Source organism: Limnovirga soli (assembly GCF_013106755.1).
GTDB lineage: Bacteria > Bacteroidota > Bacteroidia > Chitinophagales > Chitinophagaceae > Limnovirga > Limnovirga soli.
Genome location: NZ_WHPF01000007.1, coordinates 185231 through 203036, shown reverse-complemented (window position 1 = coordinate 203036; position 17806 = coordinate 185231). Strand labels below are relative to the sequence as shown.

The window sequence follows — 17806 nt, the reverse complement described above, 5'->3', positions numbered from 1 at the left end:
GCCTGAAAAAGGTATATCCATAGAATCACTTCATAAACGGAATTTATCTACAAAAGATTTTGTTAGTTATATAGAAATTTTATTTCCTATACAGATTCTCTTGCTATCATTTGTTAGCTTTGAAATACTAAAAAAACATTATGCAAAAACTGGGCAACTATATTTTGGGGACAAGAATAGAAGGTGATGGAGATGGTCAGCTTTTATTAAATGCCGTTAATGGAAACCCTATTGCCATAGCCACTACAAAAGGGCTTGACTTTAATGCCATTCTGCACTATGCCCGAACAACCGGTTCACCGGCCCTACGTAAAATGACATTTCAGCAAAGAGGGCTAATGCTGCGTGCACTGGCTTTGCATTTACAAAAACACCTGGATAAATTTTATGCCCTTAGTTATGCTACAGGAGCTACCAAAGCAGATAGCTGGGTTGATATTGAAGGCGGCATAGGTAATCTGTTTGCTAATGCATCGTTACGCCGCAAATTTCCCGATGAAAGTTTTTGTTTGGATGGCGAAAGCCATCAGCTTAGTAAGAACGGCACTTTTATTGGGCAGCATATATTGGTGCCCAAAGAAGGGGTGGCGGTGCATATTAATGCCTTTAATTTCCCCGTATGGGGTATGTTGGAAAAAATTGCGGTTAACCTGCTGGCAGGTGTGCCTGGGATTGTTAAACCAGCAAGTATTACTTCCTTTTTAACGGAAGCCGTGGTTAGGGAAATTGATGCTTCGGGCATTTTGCCAAAAGGGGCGCTACAACTATTGTGCGGCAGTACCGGCAATATGCTGGATCTGCTTAGTTCGCAGGATACGGTTACGTTTACTGGTTCGGCGTCAACGGGTTTACTACTTAAAAGCAACCCCAATATACTTAAAGAGAATGTGCCATTTACCATGGAAGCCGATTCGCTAAACTGCATTGTTTTGGGTAATGACATTAACCCGGCAATGCCCGAATGGGAGATTTTTATAAAGGAAGTGCGCAAAGAAATTACTACAAAAGCCGGGCAAAAATGCACAGCTATCCGCCGCATATTTGTGCCTGCGGATAGGGTTGATGAAGTGCAGCAGGCCTTATCTGCCGCATTGGCCCAAACCACCATTGGCAACCCTTTAAATGGTCAGGTAAAAATGGGTGCACTGGCCGGACAGGCACAACGCAATGAGGTAAGGGAACAGGTACAAAAACTGTTGGCCTCTTCGCAACTGATTTATGGTTCACTGGATAGCGTTTCTGTAATTGATGCTGATGCGGAGAAAGGTGCTTTTATGAGTCCGCTATTATTATTAAATCAGCAGCCTTTGGATTCCACAGCTGTACATGAGGTAGAAGCATTTGGCCCCGTGGCCACCCTGATGCCCTATACGGATATGGATGAAGCAATACACTTAAGCCGCATGGGAAAAGGCTCCTTATGTACTTCTATTGTAACGGCAAGTGATGCCATTGCCAAACAATATGTGCTGGGTGCAGGATGTTATCATGGCCGCATACTTATTTTAAACAGCGATTGCGCCAAAGAAAGTACTGGTCATGGCTCGCCATTGCCGCTATTGGTGCATGGAGGCCCGGGCCGTGCAGGTGGTGGCGAAGAAATGGGTGGGGTGCGTGGGGTAAAACATTATATGCAGCGGGTTGCGGTGCAGGGTTCGCCCACCACCCTTACGGCAGTAACCAATGTATACCAACAAGGCGCCAAAGGGCGGTTAGACAACATTCATCCTTTTAGAAAATATTTTGAAGAAATACTGGTAGGCGACCAGCTGATTACCGGTAACAGAACCATTACCGATGCGGATATAAAAGCTTTTGCCAACTTAAGCTGGGATCATTTTTATGCGCATACGGATCATACATCGCTTGAGGGGACTTTATTTGAACACCCCGTAGCGCATGGATATTTAATTATGAGTGCTGCCGCTGGTTTATTTGTTGAAAACAGCGCCAAATGCCCGGTATTACTAAATTATGGCATTGACGAAATGCGTTTTACCAAACCCGTTTATGCCGGCACTACCATACATGTACGGTTTACCTGCAAAGAAAAAATTGCCCAGGAAACCAAAGACGAAAACGATATTGCCAAAGGCATTGTAAAATGGTATGTAGAAATTTTAGATGCCAACAATGAACATATAGGCATTGGCACCATTCTTACCATGGTAGCAAAAAAACCAAGTGTGTAGTTCAAGAAAAACAACGCCCATAAATACAAGTGCCAATACATACAGCCCGGTTAAGCAAATACTTAACCGGGCTGTATAGTTTTATTTAAAAAACATAAGAGAAAAGTACGGATTATCATTAGTTGGATTTTTTTGGCGAGGCTATTTAGTTCAGCTATTTTTGAGATAACAGCTTTATTACAAGACCCTCAAAAAATTTCAGGCGGATGACTTACCTCAAATATTTATTCGGTTTCATTATTTGTTGCATAGTTTCTTGTCAACCTCAGACTAAAAGAATCATGGTGGATGGAGAATTTGTTGAGGGTATAATTAAAATTGATAAGGACACTATTTATAACGGGGTTATTAAGTTTTATGACACTTCAACAAACACTATTATCAGGGAAGCGACATACAAAAATGACACTCTAAACGGGAAAGAATTAACTTATTACTCTAATGGCAATGTGATGACAGAAGATATCTATGCAGATGGAGAAATAAATGGGTATTCCTATTTTTATGACACTGCAAATAATTTACTTCAAAAAAAGTTTTTTTTTCATGATGTTTGTTTAGGTCCAGTGGTAGATTATGAACAAGGTGAAATTTCAAAATTCCGGTTCTATTCTTTTGATAACTTTCGATTGTTTGACTTAGACTATAAAACTATTGAAACCAAAAGTATTGACAGTTGGAATAGTAATTTGTTTTTTATAAGCAGTAATATTATACAGTCCGATCCAATTAATGATGAAATTGAAACGCAGTTTTTTATTTATATAATTAACCCTCCCCACTATCGATTTCAATATAGTTTGTGCGTTGCAGATAGTGCAAATAACATAATAAAAAAAATTAAAGAGATTGATGGCTCAAAAATATGGGAGACTTTCTCTGTTGACGAAAATAGTAAGCTTGCAAACCAGTTTTTTATTTTTAAATTGGAAATCTTTGATGGCAAGAGCTTGATTAAAACTTTGTTCGATAGAAATAGGTACTAAAGCACTCTAGAAAACGATTGTCTTCCATAATGCCCTACTCGCACATCTTCACACCCGTATACCCGCACATCCCCCCACCCGCCTTTTCCTGCTCCCTGCTGTTACTACAGTACAAGAGTGCGACGCAAGCGGCGATGCCATAAAATACTTCTGCCGGGCTCATAAAAAATTCTATTGTTGCACACCTGCATAGTACCGGCTTTACCATAAACTGCTTTATCTTTAGAAAGCACATTGCATTCTTTGCATCACCAAAACTAATTATTGCCATGTCTCAGCATCCCCGCAACCGCCGTCAATTTTTACAAATCAGTGCCGCCGCATTGGCATTTACTGCATTGCGTGCCAATGGTATGCACAGGTATACTGCAGGCCCGGTAAGGCGGGTGGCTTTAATTGGTACCGGCTGGTATGGCAAAAGCGATTTGTTCAGGCTAATGCAGGTAGCCCCCGTGCAGGTAGTGGCATTGTGCGATGCAGACCAGCATCAGTTACAGTCAGCCGCCGCCCTGGTACAACAGCGCCAACCCGCACAAAAGCCACCCGCTTTATACAAGGATTACCGTAACATGCTGGCCGAAGCCAAACCCGATATTGTGTTAATTGGCACACCTGACCATTGGCATGCCCTGCAAACCATTGCGGCCATACAGGCTGGTGCGCATGTATATGTACAAAAACCCATAAGCGTAGATGTGCTGGAGGGCGAAGCCATGCTGGCCGCAGCACGCAAGTATAATAAAGTGGTGCAGGTAGGTACCCAACGCCGCAGCACCCCACACCTGATAGATGCCAAAAAACATATTGTTGATGCCGGTTTACTGGGCAAAGTATCGCATGTGGAAATGTGTTGTTATTATCATATGCGTAATAACGAAAACCCACCCCTTCAGCCGGTACCCGATTTTTTTGATTATGATATGTGGACAGGCCCCGCTCCCCTGCGCCCTTTTGACGGACTGCCCCACCGCGGCTGGTGGCGTAGTTTTATGGAATATGGCAATGGTATTATGGGCGACATGTGTATACATATGTTTGATGCCGTACGCTGGTTATTAGATTTGGGCTGGCCCAGTCGTATCAGCTCAACCGGTGGCATTTACCAAAACAATAGTGGTAAAAGTAATATTGCCGATACACAAAGCGCCCTGTTTGAATACGATCACCTGAATTGTATTTGGCAGCACCGCACCTGGGGCACAGCAGCCGACCCAGAATATCCATGGAGCTTTAAAATTTATGGAGAAAAAGGCACCCTTTGCGGCAGTACCATGCAGTACGATTTTATACCCGTAGAAGGCACCAAAAAAATACATATGGATGTGGTGTATGAAAAAGAAAAATACCCCGCCGATCTTACTGAGAAAGACATAGAATTACATGCCGCTGCCGCTACCCGTTTGCACATGATTAATTTTTTACAAGCCATAGACCATGGCACCCGGCCTGTTGCCGATATTGAGCAGGGCCATATATCTACCGCCAGTTGTATATTGGCCAATATTGCCATGCAGCTAAAAAGGCCATTACAATATAACCCCCTGCTGCGCGAAGTAACAGGCGATGCCGAAGCCACTGCCCTGTTGCAAAGGGCCTACCGCGGGCCATGGGTACACCCGCAATACAATACCATTTAAAACAATAGCTATTATTGGCCTGGCTATATAACCCATTAGCGGCTTTACTTGCGTCGCACACTTGTACGGTTGGATACTTTGGGCGGCTGGGCTAAAGGCCATGCATTGGCGCCCCAAATAATGGTGGTTGCTGCTATACAATGATTTGGAAATAATGCTCTTAAAAAAATGTAGTAACTCCTAAAAAAAAAGCAACTTAATTAGAACAAAATACTAATTTACAAATCAATAATTCGCACCCTCATCCCTGTGACTGAGGGTGCGAAGCCGTACCAAATAATAACAAAAAAGTACATAGTACAATTCTTATTCATTAGATGGATGCTATAAACAATACAAAATGTATATTACTAGTTTGTTGATTATCAATAGCTTTTCATTATACAGTATAACGTCTAATAGCATAAATCCTTGCGTTAGCGGCCATTTTGACAAGACCCTCTACTTCAAAAAATGAGAAAAAGAAAACTGAAAAAAGCGACTAAGAATACGGTTAAGAAAATTCCTTTTTCAAACATAACTCTTCATAAACTTGATTGGCTTGAATGGCTTTCGATTGGACTTTGTGTTTGGTTTTGGTTTTACCCTCATCCGTATAAGGTTGCTTTTACAATAGTTTTGCTTTTACCCATTTTAGGACTAATTCTAAATGGACTTTCCCGACCAAGCTTGGCATCTTTAGTTTCGATAAGTACTCAATCTGGAGAAGAAAAATATGACCTTGCTGACTTTTTAGAATTTCCTGGACTTGTAATTTTAATCAGGGTATTAATTGACTATGAATTTGAAAGTTTTTTCAGCATCATAAAGGTTGGAACTGTTGGATTTATTATTATACTCTTACTACTTGGTGCGACACATAAACTTGTTGACAAAACAAACAAAAACAGATGGCTTATCTACCTGACAGTTGTTGGTAACATCACTATCTATAGTTATGCTGCAACTTATGGTGTAAATTGTGTTTACGACAATTCTCAGCCAAAAGTTTATCAAGCAAAAGTTATTGACAAATCAATTAGTCGTGGTAGGAGACACACAACATATTACTTGAAAGTTGAAGCTTGGGGTAGTCATCACGATGCAGAAAATATTTCAGTTGCGAGTAGTCAATATTCAGACACAGAAATTGGAGAAACAGTTTCAATTGACTACAAAGAAGGGTTGCTTGGAATACCTTGGTATTTCATAGAGTAATTTTGACAGACAGAAAAACGGCTACCAACATTAGGATTGCTGCTATGCTGGATGACGAATAAATCCTCATCTTTTTGTTCGCTATCAGCAGTAGTCCGGGCTCGACGTTCAATGTTCAGCTTTTTGTTGTTAACTTCAACTTCAGTTTTTCAATTGGGCTTCAGTTCCGGGCTGGACATTTTAAAATACCAGCACAGCAGCAATCCCTGCCAGTTGTACGAAATTTTAAATGGCACCATCACTATGAAACAGACATTTTTTTTTGCACTTTTAATGATTTGTTTATCGCAAACAACCATTGCACAAATTGAAATTAAAATAACAAAATTCAACAAAGACTCGTTTGATATTGAGTTTCCTAAGGATGCACAATTGGAGATGAACAAGACTTATCAATTTATTCTTAAAACCAATATAACAGAAGAAGACAATCTTTATGACAACATAAGTGACACAAAGATAAAAAATGACAAAATTATCCAGCACGTTTTTAATTATCATGAGTTCAGCTTCGATATAGCTAAATATAATAGAAAGAAGGAGGCTACTATTCTTGCTCACAAAATAATTTTTATCAAGGGGACAAAGTATATTGTAAAATTAGATGGGAAAACAATCACAAGGCATGAGCCCAACAACGTAACACCAAATTCAAAATTTGAAATTGAATTAACATCTGAAACAGAAGATGTAAATAGTTTAAAAGTTTCTGAACCAGTTATATTATACTGGATGAATAATCAAAGTTCTTTTAAAAAAATTGAGCTTGTAAATTTAAAAGCTTCAGTTGACTTGTCTAACGAGAGTAATCTAAAAAATGCGAAGACCAATCAAAAGTTCAATTATCTGATCTTATTGCTACCTCAGGTGTCAAATGGGAAAACGCAACTATTATCTGAATCCCAGCAAGAAAGAATGTATATAATGATGTATAAGGAATAAAACAGCTGCCAGTCGATTAAGCAATAGGGATTTCGCCCCCTGCTCCTCACAGAACCGTACGTTAACGGCTCGATTCATACGGCTCTTCAAGTTGTTTTTCAACTAGTAAGCTGTGCATATTTTACATGCCATTTTTTGCTAACCAGTATATTTATATCTTTAATCAGAAAGACTTTTCGGCAAACGATCTCCAAAACCTGCCACCTCGGATAACCGAAAACTGTTACCAGCAATTAACCAACACTCATGCAAAAGTTAGTTATCTGTTACATCTTTTTTTCAATTGGCATGATATTTTTATGTTCCTGCACATTGTTTAAGCCTTTGCCTCTTGAGTCATTTGGAAATGCTGACTCAATACAAGGAATTGAAAAATTCGGTTTGTCGGGTTTCAATGGCGATTATGAAATTATATCGGCAGACTCAAATTTTTGCACTTTAGACTACGCTTTTATATATGCCGACTTATTGAATTCGAAAAAGCAACCAACAAAAAATGTTTATGTAAATTTAGAAGCTATAGATGATCAACATATTAAAACAAAATTTTTCGTAAACAATAGAATAGTGCAGGAAAAAATAGTACAAGGTCAACTCATTGACAACTATTTCAATTTTCATTCAAGCCAGTTGAAATTCAGATTTCTCATCAATGTTTATGAACAACAAACAAACCGTCTTGCGCTTTCAAAAAATGGTGATTTATATTTAGACACCAATCGTGGAGGTATCGCTTTTTTTATAATAATGCCAATACCACTTTCAGGTTCGTCATTTGACACTTACAATTTGAAGTTCAAAAGAAAAAAATGACTGCTGCTGGCAACCGGTTTTGGGTAAGTGGGGGTGGACAAAAAATTTTCATTTAAATATGCCCGCCCTCAAACAGGTGGATTAAAAACCAACTTAAAATTGATTTCAAACAATGGGGCATTAGAGGGTATTAAACACGGGTAGCAAATTATAGTAAATGGCTAAGTGGCTAACTCAACATTCAATTCTTAACTTTATTTCTGAATTCAACTAAAAAATTACAAATGGGCATTTGCAACCTGCGGACTGTATATAAATTCCCCGCCTTTGCAAATGCCATTTCAACTGTAGCAATTATTAAATAAACCCCTAATGAATACCAGCAATTTCACTTTTACAAAAGACAGTATTGAAAAGGCTTATGGTGTAACTTTTTTCAAAAATGAGCAGATACTATTTGCATCCAAACCCAACCTTAATGCCGCAATGCTAAATGAATTAAAAAGTACCTTCAACAATCTTTTAATTTCGGCTACAGCATTATTGGTAATAGTTTTAATGGGCAAATTTGTTAGCCCGGTTATCGAATTGAATCATGCCATATTCTTATTGTGCTGTGGATTAATTGTTTCTGTGTTTACATTCATTAATCATATAATAAAAACCAAAAAAACTCAAATTGTTATAACCAACCTAAGTATAATTATATATACATCCGGAGTAGATTCAACTGTCAATTGTATTCAATTAAGTGCCATACAAACACTTGAGTTAACACAAACTTTTTTCGACAAAAAATTCAATACCGGCAGCTTAAAAATTTTTATCGGCCAAATTGAAAAGAAAATTGGTAAAAATGAGAAAGTGTTTGATATCATCAATGCTATTCCTGCACCCGAAAAAGCATATTCATTATTGCGTCAAGCTGGTAATTCCGTATAACTACAAATTGCAAATGTTTGCAGGTACGCAAATGCAAAATGCAACTTTGTATCACATACTATAATTGGATATCTTTCTTTCAAAATAAAAGGAACAATAAGTAACTGTGCACCTAAGCATATTTAAACCTATAAACGAGTTACCGAAAACGTTATGAGATTTCTAATCTTCTTTATATTTTTTGGAATTTTAGCCTGTACATCCAAATACAAAACAACTGTTTCTACAATAGACCTTTCCAATAAAAATCTCCTTACAATACCCGACAGTATATTTTCCTTTGAGCAGTTGGAATATCTGGAATTGGGGAATAGTTTTACACTTTATCCACCGTTATCGGCATTGGGAAATGATACTGCGGTAAACATGAATAAAATAACCGCCGTTCCACATAATATTATAAGGCTGCAAAATTTACGAAAGTTGGGATTGGGTTGTAACAACCTGATTTCCTTGCCCATTGAAATTACCCAATTAGAGAATCTTGACACACTCGATATATCATTCAACCACCATTTAAACATTGCAGCGGCATTAAGGATATTGAAGCAAATGAAATGGCTAAAATATATAAATATTATAGCAACAAATGCTGACAATAACACAATTGATGAACTTCGAAAATCGCTTCCCAACACTTTAATTGTTGCTACACCCAAAGACATTTTTATTGATACTAATGAAAAGCCCAGGTGAACGATTGAGCCAACAAGTGCATTTGTATACGGCTTACCCAGGAACTTACATTCGACAATATTCACTAAATTTGGATATAACTTTTAGGAACATGACCAGACAAATTATTATTGAACGAACATTGAAAGTGATTAACCAGCTTCCCGAAGATAAAGCGGAAGCAATTTCAGACTTTGCAGATTTTGTTTTTAAACGTTACGAAGAACAAGAATTAACAAACGGAATTCAAAAATTGGCATCTGAAAGTCAGGCATTTGATTTCTTAAATAATGAAGATGACATTTATTCAATTGCCGACCTAAAAGAAGTTTACAATGGCTAAAGGAGACATTGTATTGATAACTTTTCCATTCACAGACCTGACTGGCAGCAAATTAAGACCAGCAGTTATACTTGTTGATTCAACACATGATTTAACCGTTTGCTTTGTAACTACACAGTTAGAAAGGCAAGAAACCACTGATGTACCACTAATTCCAAATTCATCTAACGGACTAAGAAAGCAATCATTAATTAGGACTAGTAAAATTGCAACATTAGACAAAACATTGGCAAAAGGCCTTTTGGGGCGGCTGGCATCAAATGAACTTGCTGACTTAAATGACAAATTAAAAACATTACTTCTTCTAAATTGACAATCGGCGCATACCAACAGTGAATAAGGAAGTGGCATCTAACCCTGCTCCTCACTCCACCAAACATAAACGCTCCGATGCATACAGCGTTTCAAAATCTGTATTTAAACTAATAATCGTTGCATTTATTCCCGAACCTTTTCGTCTCCTGTATTTTAATATCTTCAATTAGCAGTTATTATTGCTCATCCAATTCTTCCTCATTTATTCAAAGGGTTAATTAACTTTGAAAGAGCTGTAAATAACCACTCAAAAAATAAACGCACCACTATGTCAATGTATCCCTGTTTATGGTTTAATGGCAATGCCAAAGAAGCCGCCACATTTTATTGTAGTGTATTTAACAACAGTAAAATTATTTCAGATACACCCCTGGTGGTGCAGTTTGCTATTGAGGGCAAAAAAATAATGGGCTTAAATGGTGGCCCCATGTTTACCATCAATCCGTCTATTTCATTTTTTGTTACCCTGCCTACGGTAGAAGAAATTGAAACCGCCTGGAACAAACTGGCCGATGGCGGCAATATCATGATGGCATTAGACACCTATCCATGGGCACAAAAATATGGCTGGGTAGTAGATAAATTTGGTATGACCTGGCAGCTAATGCTGGGCAGCCTTCCGGAAGGTGCCCCCAAAATAATCATGTCTTTTCTTTTTGCAGGGCAGCAATATGGCAAGGCGCAGGAAGCCATCAATTTTTACACAACCACCTTTCCGCATTCGCATATACACCACATCGAATTCTATCAGGAAAATGAACCCCAACCGGCAGGTAATTTAAAATTCGGGCATTTTACCATGCTGCAGGAAATGTTTGCCGCCATGGATGGCATTGGCGACCACCAGTTTCAGTTTAACGAAGCCGTTTCATTGGTGGTAGAATGCGAAACACAGGCAGAAATAGATAACTATTGGGATATACTTTCCCGCGATGGCAAAGAATCTCAATGCGGCTGGCTTACAGATAAGTTTGGCGTAAGCTGGCAAATTGTACCCAGCATTCTGGCCAGGTTAATGACCACCCCCGGCAAGGCAGGCAGTGTAACCCAGGCCTTTATGAAAATGAAAAAAATGGACATCGCCACCCTTATTGCTGCCGCCGAAGCATCCTAAAACAGCAACAATTATTTACCGGTAAATACAGGTTTACGTTTTTCTATAAATGCCGTGGTGCCTTCCTGTTTATCTGCTGTGGCAAAACAGGCGCCAAAAGCAGCCACTTCAACCGCATAGCCATCTTTACCTGCGTCAAAAACAGCATTTGCAGCAGCAATACATTTAGCTATTGCAAGTGGGGCTTTGCTGTTTATCAGGGTTAACAGGCCTATCGCTTTCTCCAAAAGCATTTCAGCAGGCACTACATGGTTTACCAGTCCGTATTGCAAAGCAGTTGCAGCATCAATCATATTACCTGTCATCATCATTTCCAGTGCACGACCCTTGCCAATTAATTGGGTAAGTCGCTGGGTGCCACCATATCCGGGTATCAGCCCCAGGTTTACTTCGGGCTGACCAAACTTTGCCTGCTCGGCAGCAATTCTAAAATGGCAGGCCATAGCCAATTCGCAACCACCACCAAGTGCAAAACCATTTACTGCTGCAATAATGGGTTTGGGGCTTTGTTCAATTTTGGTAAAAACCATGGCTTGTCCCCGAGCCGCAAGTGCGGCGCCTTCTGTTTCGTTTAGTGTTAAAAACTCGCTTATATCCGCCCCGGCAACAAAGCTTTTGGGCCCGGCCCCTGTAATAATTGCCGATTGTATATCGGGGTTGCTAATTATCTCATCAATAGCCATACCCAGCTCTTCAACTACGGTAGCATTTAAGGCATTTAATTTATCAGGACGGTTAATGGTAATGGTACAAATATGTTGTGCAGTGGTAACCAGCAAGCTATTATACATGGTATTAATTTTAGTGGGTAAAAGTAAACATTCAGGCTGTATTAGCCATCATATGCGTTTAGTTTGAGCCAGACGATAGTGTAATAATTAAGCTGCTCTTGCGTCGCACTCTTGTGCTATATCTGGCATGGCAGCTGGCTCTTGTATAGCATTTTTTGCCGAAAAAAATTCAGGCGTACAAGTGTGCGACGCAAGTAAAGCTGCTGCTTATTGTTTGCCGGGCCCATAGAAATGATTGCCTTTATATAAGCACAAAAAAAGCAAAAGACGGTTGGCTTTTGCTTTTAATAAATGGGCAGTGCTGCCTTAAAAACTTCTGTTTTGTTGTACCCATTCTTTAATATAGGCGGCAATATCCTGCGTGTTGGTACCGGGAGCGAATAATTTGCCTACACCTAATTGTTGCAAAGCCAACATATCATCGTTGGGTATTATGCCGCCGCCGGTAAGCAGCACATCGTTCATTTCGTTTTGGCGCAACAGCTGCATTAGTTTTGGAAACACCGTCATATGTGCGCCACTTAAAATACTAATGCCAATGGCATCTACATCCTCTTGCAAAGCCGCATTTACCACCATTTCGGGGGTTTGCCTTAAGCCGGTATAAATTACTTCCATGCCTGCATCGCGCAGGGCAGTGGCAATAATTTTAGCGCCCCTGTCGTGCCCATCTAAACCTACTTTGGCTACTAATACCCTAATGGGTCTTTTTAATTCGGTGCTCATACAATCGGTTTTAAAATAAGCAGTGTCCAGGGTTTATGCCTGTAACAATTGCAAAGTATGTGTAATGCGGCTAATGGTGGCTTCACGGCCAATAATGCCTGCAATATCAAACACACCGGGACCAAATTTGCCACCTACCAGCATGATGCGTAAGGGTAGCATTAGTTCACCTGGTTTTAGCTGATGTGCGGCAGCCATTTCTTTTAACTCTTTTTCCAGCTCATCGTGTTGCCATAAAGTGGTTAATTCAAATGCCCTGATGAGTTCCAGAAAAAATTGATTTTTCTTCTCGTCCCATTTAGGTTTTATAGCAGCAATATCAATGTTTTGCGGTGTGGCAAAAAAGAAAGCAGCCTGCTGCACAAAATCGTTTAACACAATACAACGTTCTTTTACCAGGTGTAAAACGGTTTCAAATTGTGTATCGTTGGTAATTAGAATACCAGCCTGTTCAAATAATAATTTTACCTGTGCGCTATAATGTTGTACAGGAGTATTTTTTATCCATTCCTGGTTAAACCATTTGGCTTTCTCAAAATCGAATTTGGCGCCGCCCTTATGTACCCTGTCCATTGAAAAGCGTTCTATCAGTTCCGGCAAACTAAATATTTCCTGACCGGTGCCATCGTTCCAGCCCAGCATGGCCAGCATGTTTACAAATGCTTCGGGCAAAAATCCTCTTTCTCTAAAGCCCTGGGCAAAATCGTTGGTGCGGGGGTCTGTCCAGTTCATGGCAAAAACGGGGAAGCCCAGGCGATCTCCATCGCGTTTGCTAAGTTTACCATTGCCGTCGGGTTTTAATATCAGTGGCAGGTGGGCCCATTGTGGCATATGTTGCAGCCCAAATAAATATTGCCATAACAATACATGCACAGGTGCACTGGGCAACCATTCTTCCCCACGGAAAGCATGGGTTATTTGCATCAGGTAATCGTCTACCACTACGGCCAGGTGGTAGGTAGGCATACCATCTGCTTTTAGTAATACCTTATCGTCAGATTGGGAGGAGTTGAAATGTACATCGCCCCTAATCATATCCGTAAATCTAATATCTTCATTATCAGGCATTTTTATGCGAATTACCCAGGGGGTACCGTTTTGCAAAAGCAACTGTGTTTCTGCTTCGCTAAGCATAAGTGAATTACGCAAACCTGTTCTATGCTGGTAATTATATTGAAAATTGGGGAACTCTTTTCTTTTGGCATCCAGTTCTTCGGGGGTATCGAATGCATAATAAGCTTGTCCGTTTTGTACCAGTTGCATGGCATACTGGCTGTACATAGCTTTACGTTCGCTTTGGCGGTAAGGGGCATGCGGGCCACCATGAAGCGGACTTTCATCCGGGGTTAATCCGCACCAGGCAAGGCATTCAAAAATATACGCTTCGGCCCCGGCTACAAAGCGGGTTTGATCGGTATCTTCTATACGCACAATAAAATCGCCGCCATGATGTTTGGCAAACAAATAATTAAACAATACGGTTCTTACACCACCCAAATGCAGGCCACCGGTGGGCGAGGGGGCAAATCTTACCCTAACTTTTTTATCCATCATGCCGCAAAGATAATATGGTATAATGGAAGCGCCCAACTGTAATACCAAACCGAACAGATACAAATAGCAGTAGTTTATTTTAGCAGTGCATATAAAAATTGTATGGTAGTTTCGTTATAAAGGAACCTTGAATAAATAAGTATTTGCGTTGAACCTACCTGCAAAAATATTATTGTATTTGGCCGCCATATGCCCCGAACGTACAAGTGTGCGACGCAAGCGGCGATACCATTATAGTCCCTTGCCGGGACCACCTAAAAAGAAAACTTTATTGATTAGTTGTTTCTTACTTTTTGGTTGTATTGGATTTAGTAGCCATGCTTTATGCCAGCTTACTTACCAACACCTGCAGGTACAATTAGACAGCCCCTGGACTTGTGGCAAATTACAGCTGATACCAGTTCGTTTTAAAGACCCCGGTTTTGGGGAAATTGATTTTGCCAAAGGCAGTGTAATTGGGTTTGCTCAGGCACTTCGTGAAGGCAAATTAACCGTTAAGGAAACCAATACACCCGGTGGCGATGATGTGAGTTTACTGGAAGTAAAAAATCATTCAAAAAAAACGGTACTGGTAAATAGCGGAGAAATTGTTGCAGGCGGTATGCAGGATAGAGCTATTGGTGCTACAGCCTTGCTGGAACCAGATGATAAAGAAACCCTGTTACCGGTTTTTTGCATTGAGAAAGGGAGGTGGCAAAAAAAATCGAGGGGATTCAGGTATGCAGGCAGTGCTGATGCTGAACTGCGCAAAGAGATTGACGTTGCCAAAAAGCAAAATAAGGTGTGGAAAGAAATTGACAGGCAGCTAACTGACAAGGGCATACAGAATGTAACCGGCGCCTATATTGATTTATATAAGGACACTACCAGTTTAGATACTGCCTGCCTGCGCTTTTTTAAACAACAAATGATACACGGCGATAGCGCCTATGCAGGCTTTGTAGCAGTTACAGGAAACCGTATAATCAACTGCGAATTATTTGGCAGCAGTACACTATGCACTGCATCGTACGAAACAATGTTACAAAGTTATATGCGCAGCATTACAGCTGCTGATGCTAGCCCACAGGTACCAAAAGTAGTAATACAACGATTTACGGATAAGTTTATGGAGAACGAAGAAAAACAAATACTATACCTGAATAAACATGGGCGCCTGTATACCAGCAATGAAAGGGTATTACACCTGATAGCCTATGATGAATAGTGGTATTACACCTTACAAGCTTGTGAACAATTGTTTGCAAATGCTGCTATAATTTTACCCTTATTGCAGAATAATTGGATATGCTATCTTTAGTCTTGATAACTTTAAAGCAATTTAACAGCTATGAGAAAAGTATTGTTTTTACTATTGATTACAGTTGCCTTTGCGGCTAAAGCACAAAATGGATATATTCCCTCTGCATCCAATCTTGAGGCAAGGCAATGGTTTGGTGATGCTAAATTTGGCTTGTTTGTACATTGGGGCCCTTTTAGTATACCCGGAGACGGGGAATGGGTAATGAACAACAGAGGCATTACAGTAAAAAACTATACCCGCCTGATGGATTTTTTTAACCCCATTGATTTTGATGCTGCGAAATGGGTTAGCATGGCCAAAGATGCTGGTATGCAGTACATCACGCTTATTACCCGGCACCATGATGGCTTTAGTATGTGGGATACCAGGTATTCTGATTTTAACATTATGAATACCCCTTACAAAAAAGATATTGTAAAGCAAATTGCTGATGAATGCCATAAACAACATATAAAACTGTTTTTATACTATTCATTGCTTGACTGGCGCCGGGATGATTATCCTTTTACCACGGGGCGTACGGGGCAAAAATCAGGGCGTACAGGCAATGGCGATTATGCCAGCTACCTGCAGTTTATGAAAAACCAACTAACGGAATTACTTACCAATTATGGTGAAATTGCCGGTATTTGGTTTGACGGCCACTGGGATCAAACCGCACCCGAAGGGGAAGCTGACCGCAGTGCCCGAATTAACTGGCGCTATGATGAAATTTATGGGCTGATTCATCAGTTACAGCCGCAATGTTTAATTGGCAACAACCATCATCTTACGCCATTTGCCGGAGAGGATTTTCAGATGTTTGAGAAAGACCTGCCCGGAGAAAATAAATCCGGACTTAGTTTTCAGCAACCGGTGCGTACTATGCCGGTGGAAACCTGCGAAACCATTAATAATTCATGGGGCTTTAATTTAACGGATACTACCTATAAATCTTATGATGAGTTGGTACGTTACCTGGCAAAAGCTGCTGGCACTGGTGTAAACTTTTTGCTGAATATTGGCCCAATGCCTAATGGTAAAATTCAACCTGAATTTATTGAACGTTTGCATAGTATGGGTTCATGGCTAAAAGTTTATGGAGAAAGTATTTATAATACGCAAGGCGGTTATCTGCGGCCGCAAAGCTGGGGTTGCATCAGCCAGAAAACAGGTAAAGTTTATGTGCATGTATTAGACAATAAAGAAACTACTGTTACACTGCCCCAGTTTCCATTTAAGAAAATTACCAAAGCATATTTATTAAAAGACAATAGCCCGGTAAAAGTGCAATTAGATAAAGGAACAGCAAGTATACCGGTAGCAGGTTTAATGCAAAATGAACCTGATGCCGTAATTGTTTTAGAAGTTACGCCATAAGTACTATCGCCTATGTTTTATACGGTAAAAGTTCCATGGATTTTTAAAAAAATAAGACCCTCACTGGTATGGAAAATGCCAGTAGAGGGTAAAAAAATATACCTCACCTTTGATGACGGCCCACACCCAACTGCTACCCCTTTTGTATTAGACCAATTAAAGCGGTTTAATGCAAAAGCTACTTTTTTTTGTATTGGTAAAAATGTGGTTGAAAATAATGCCATTTATGCCAGAATTTTAAATGAAGGTCACCAGGTGGGCAACCATACGTTTAATCATTTAAATGGTTGGAAAACCAATAATACCCAATACATTAATAATGTGCTGGAAGCAGCTAAATATATAGACAGTAATTTGTTTAGGCCCCCCTATGGTAGAATTAGTGCCTTTCAATCAAAATTGCTAATGCAGGCTGATAATGCCCATCCGTTTAAAATAATTATGTGGTCGGTGTTAAGTGGTGATTTTGATACAAAACTGGCCCCTGAAAATTGCCTGAAAAATATAATTCTACATACCAAACCGGGCGATATTATTGTTTTTCACGATAGCGCCAAAGCCTGGGAGCGTTTAAGTTTTGCCTTACCCCGGTTTCTAAAATATTTTACTGACCACCAGTATGAATTTTGCTTATTGTAGGGTTTTAGATGATGGGGAATGAAATACCATTTTTTGCGGAAGTAAATAAACACAAACGGGACTTCTATAAAACAAAGGAGCCAAGGTAGATACCTCAGCCCGTTTTTAATCCGTACCCTATGAAAACATTGTAAAATTATATTGTTTTATTCGAACCAGCAAAACCTTTTTTCATTTTTTGGTCATTTTTTATATCCCGAAAAAGCAAAAAGATTTCTATTAAAACGTAGTAGCCGCCTTGTTTATTATTGATACCCACATTTTATTTTAAGTTAGTATTTCACTGTAAATCAATACATTATACCAAGTTTACCTTTTATAGCTATTCTTTGTTTTCT

17 protein-coding genes are annotated in these 17806 nt (G+C 39.7%); 14 read left to right on the top strand and 3 right to left on the bottom strand.

Annotated features, from left to right (window positions below):
- The first annotated feature begins 140 nt into the window (after positions 1-140).
- The 11 genes from paaZ (at position 141) to GD597_RS11455 (ending at position 11096) form a co-directional block, all read left to right on the top strand.
- Positions 141-2192, top strand: a complete 2052-nt coding sequence (paaZ, locus tag GD597_RS11505; RefSeq protein ID WP_171608006.1) for a phenylacetic acid degradation bifunctional protein PaaZ — start codon at positions 141-143, stop codon at positions 2190-2192.
- 206 nt (positions 2193-2398) lie between these two features.
- On the top strand, positions 2399-3178 hold the full coding sequence (locus GD597_RS11500; protein WP_171608005.1) for a toxin-antitoxin system YwqK family antitoxin: 780 nt from the start codon (positions 2399-2401) through the stop codon (positions 3176-3178).
- Between the two features lie 269 nt (positions 3179-3447).
- Complete coding sequence (locus GD597_RS11495) at positions 3448-4815, top strand: Gfo/Idh/MocA family protein (RefSeq protein ID WP_171608004.1); 1368 nt, start codon at positions 3448-3450, stop codon at positions 4813-4815.
- A gap of 453 nt (positions 4816-5268) precedes the next feature.
- Positions 5269-6012, top strand: coding sequence for a hypothetical protein (locus tag GD597_RS11490; RefSeq protein WP_171608003.1), 744 nt, complete (start codon positions 5269-5271; stop codon positions 6010-6012).
- Positions 6013-6255: 243 nt separating this feature from the next.
- Positions 6256-6954, top strand: coding sequence for a hypothetical protein (locus GD597_RS11485; RefSeq protein ID WP_171608002.1), 699 nt, complete (start codon positions 6256-6258; stop codon positions 6952-6954).
- A 246-nt stretch (positions 6955-7200) separates the two neighbouring features.
- A complete protein-coding gene (locus GD597_RS11480; RefSeq protein ID WP_171608001.1) occupies positions 7201-7767 on the top strand; it encodes a hypothetical protein in 567 nt (188 codons plus the stop codon).
- A gap of 312 nt (positions 7768-8079) precedes the next feature.
- Positions 8080-8649 (top strand): PH domain-containing protein, encoded by a 570-nt coding sequence (locus GD597_RS11475; protein ID WP_171608000.1) that lies wholly within the window; start codon positions 8080-8082, stop codon positions 8647-8649.
- A gap of 153 nt (positions 8650-8802) precedes the next feature.
- On the top strand, positions 8803-9345 hold the full coding sequence (locus GD597_RS11470) for a leucine-rich repeat domain-containing protein (protein WP_171607999.1): 543 nt from the start codon (positions 8803-8805) through the stop codon (positions 9343-9345).
- Between the two features lie 91 nt (positions 9346-9436).
- A complete protein-coding gene (locus GD597_RS11465) occupies positions 9437-9667 on the top strand; it encodes a hypothetical protein (protein ID WP_171607998.1) in 231 nt (76 codons plus the stop codon).
- A complete protein-coding gene (locus GD597_RS11460) occupies positions 9660-9980 on the top strand; it encodes a type II toxin-antitoxin system PemK/MazF family toxin (protein ID WP_171607997.1) in 321 nt (106 codons plus the stop codon). The genes GD597_RS11465 and GD597_RS11460 overlap by 8 nt, the downstream gene beginning before the upstream one ends.
- 270 nt (positions 9981-10250) lie before the next feature.
- Positions 10251-11096, top strand: a complete 846-nt coding sequence (locus GD597_RS11455; protein WP_171607996.1) for a VOC family protein — start codon at positions 10251-10253, stop codon at positions 11094-11096.
- Positions 11097-11107: 11 nt separating this feature from the next.
- On the opposite strand, the gene GD597_RS11450 is transcribed toward GD597_RS11455, so the two are convergent.
- From GD597_RS11450 to gltX, 3 genes are all read right to left on the bottom strand, one after another.
- Complete coding sequence (locus tag GD597_RS11450; protein WP_171607995.1) at positions 11108-11887, bottom strand: enoyl-CoA hydratase/isomerase family protein; 780 nt, start codon at positions 11885-11887, stop codon at positions 11108-11110.
- A 306-nt stretch (positions 11888-12193) separates the two neighbouring features.
- Positions 12194-12613, bottom strand: a complete 420-nt coding sequence (locus tag GD597_RS11445) for a cobalamin B12-binding domain-containing protein (protein ID WP_171607994.1) — start codon at positions 12611-12613, stop codon at positions 12194-12196.
- A 33-nt stretch (positions 12614-12646) separates the two neighbouring features.
- Complete coding sequence (gene gltX, locus GD597_RS11440; RefSeq protein WP_235954267.1) at positions 12647-14167, bottom strand: glutamate--tRNA ligase; 1521 nt, start codon at positions 14165-14167, stop codon at positions 12647-12649.
- A 271-nt stretch (positions 14168-14438) separates the two neighbouring features.
- Between gltX and GD597_RS11435 the strand changes: the two genes are divergently transcribed.
- From GD597_RS11435 to GD597_RS11425, 3 genes are all read left to right on the top strand, one after another.
- The gene (locus GD597_RS11435) at positions 14439-15374 is read left to right on the top strand and encodes an ARPP-1 family domain-containing protein (protein ID WP_171607993.1); all 936 of its coding nucleotides are present in this window, start codon (positions 14439-14441) and stop codon (positions 15372-15374) included.
- Positions 15375-15497: 123 nt separating this feature from the next.
- The gene (locus tag GD597_RS11430; protein ID WP_171607992.1) at positions 15498-16829 is read left to right on the top strand and encodes an alpha-L-fucosidase; all 1332 of its coding nucleotides are present in this window, start codon (positions 15498-15500) and stop codon (positions 16827-16829) included.
- 12 nt (positions 16830-16841) lie between these two features.
- Positions 16842-17468 carry a polysaccharide deacetylase family protein gene (locus GD597_RS11425; protein ID WP_171607991.1) on the top strand — a complete coding sequence of 209 codons (627 nt, stop codon included), beginning with the start codon at positions 16842-16844 and terminating at the stop codon, positions 17466-17468.
- Positions 17469-17806: the final 338 nt, after the last annotated feature.

Coding starts and splice junctions, on each gene's coding strand:
- GD597_RS11445 (WP_171607994.1), bottom strand. CDS start 12,613: ATGAGCACCGAATTAAAAAGACCCATTAGGGTATTAGTAGCCAAAGTA.
- GD597_RS11485 (WP_171608002.1), top strand. CDS start 6,256: ATGAAACAGACATTTTTTTTTGCACTTTTAATGATTTGTTTATCGCAA.
- GD597_RS11425 (WP_171607991.1), top strand. CDS start 16,842: ATGTTTTATACGGTAAAAGTTCCATGGATTTTTAAAAAAATAAGACCC.
- GD597_RS11475 (WP_171608000.1), top strand. CDS start 8,080: ATGAATACCAGCAATTTCACTTTTACAAAAGACAGTATTGAAAAGGCT.
- GD597_RS11490 (WP_171608003.1), top strand. CDS start 5,269: ATGAGAAAAAGAAAACTGAAAAAAGCGACTAAGAATACGGTTAAGAAA.
- GD597_RS11465 (WP_171607998.1), top strand. CDS start 9,437: ATGACCAGACAAATTATTATTGAACGAACATTGAAAGTGATTAACCAG.
- GD597_RS11500 (WP_171608005.1), top strand. CDS start 2,399: ATGACTTACCTCAAATATTTATTCGGTTTCATTATTTGTTGCATAGTT.
- paaZ (WP_171608006.1), top strand. CDS start 141: ATGCAAAAACTGGGCAACTATATTTTGGGGACAAGAATAGAAGGTGAT.
- GD597_RS11480 (WP_171608001.1), top strand. CDS start 7,201: ATGCAAAAGTTAGTTATCTGTTACATCTTTTTTTCAATTGGCATGATA.
- GD597_RS11430 (WP_171607992.1), top strand. CDS start 15,498: ATGAGAAAAGTATTGTTTTTACTATTGATTACAGTTGCCTTTGCGGCT.
- GD597_RS11450 (WP_171607995.1), bottom strand. CDS start 11,887: ATGTATAATAGCTTGCTGGTTACCACTGCACAACATATTTGTACCATT.
- GD597_RS11455 (WP_171607996.1), top strand. CDS start 10,251: ATGTCAATGTATCCCTGTTTATGGTTTAATGGCAATGCCAAAGAAGCC.
- GD597_RS11470 (WP_171607999.1), top strand. CDS start 8,803: ATGAGATTTCTAATCTTCTTTATATTTTTTGGAATTTTAGCCTGTACA.
- gltX (WP_235954267.1), bottom strand. CDS start 14,167: ATGATGGATAAAAAAGTTAGGGTAAGATTTGCCCCCTCGCCCACCGGT.
- GD597_RS11460 (WP_171607997.1), top strand. CDS start 9,660: ATGGCTAAAGGAGACATTGTATTGATAACTTTTCCATTCACAGACCTG.
- GD597_RS11495 (WP_171608004.1), top strand. CDS start 3,448: ATGTCTCAGCATCCCCGCAACCGCCGTCAATTTTTACAAATCAGTGCC.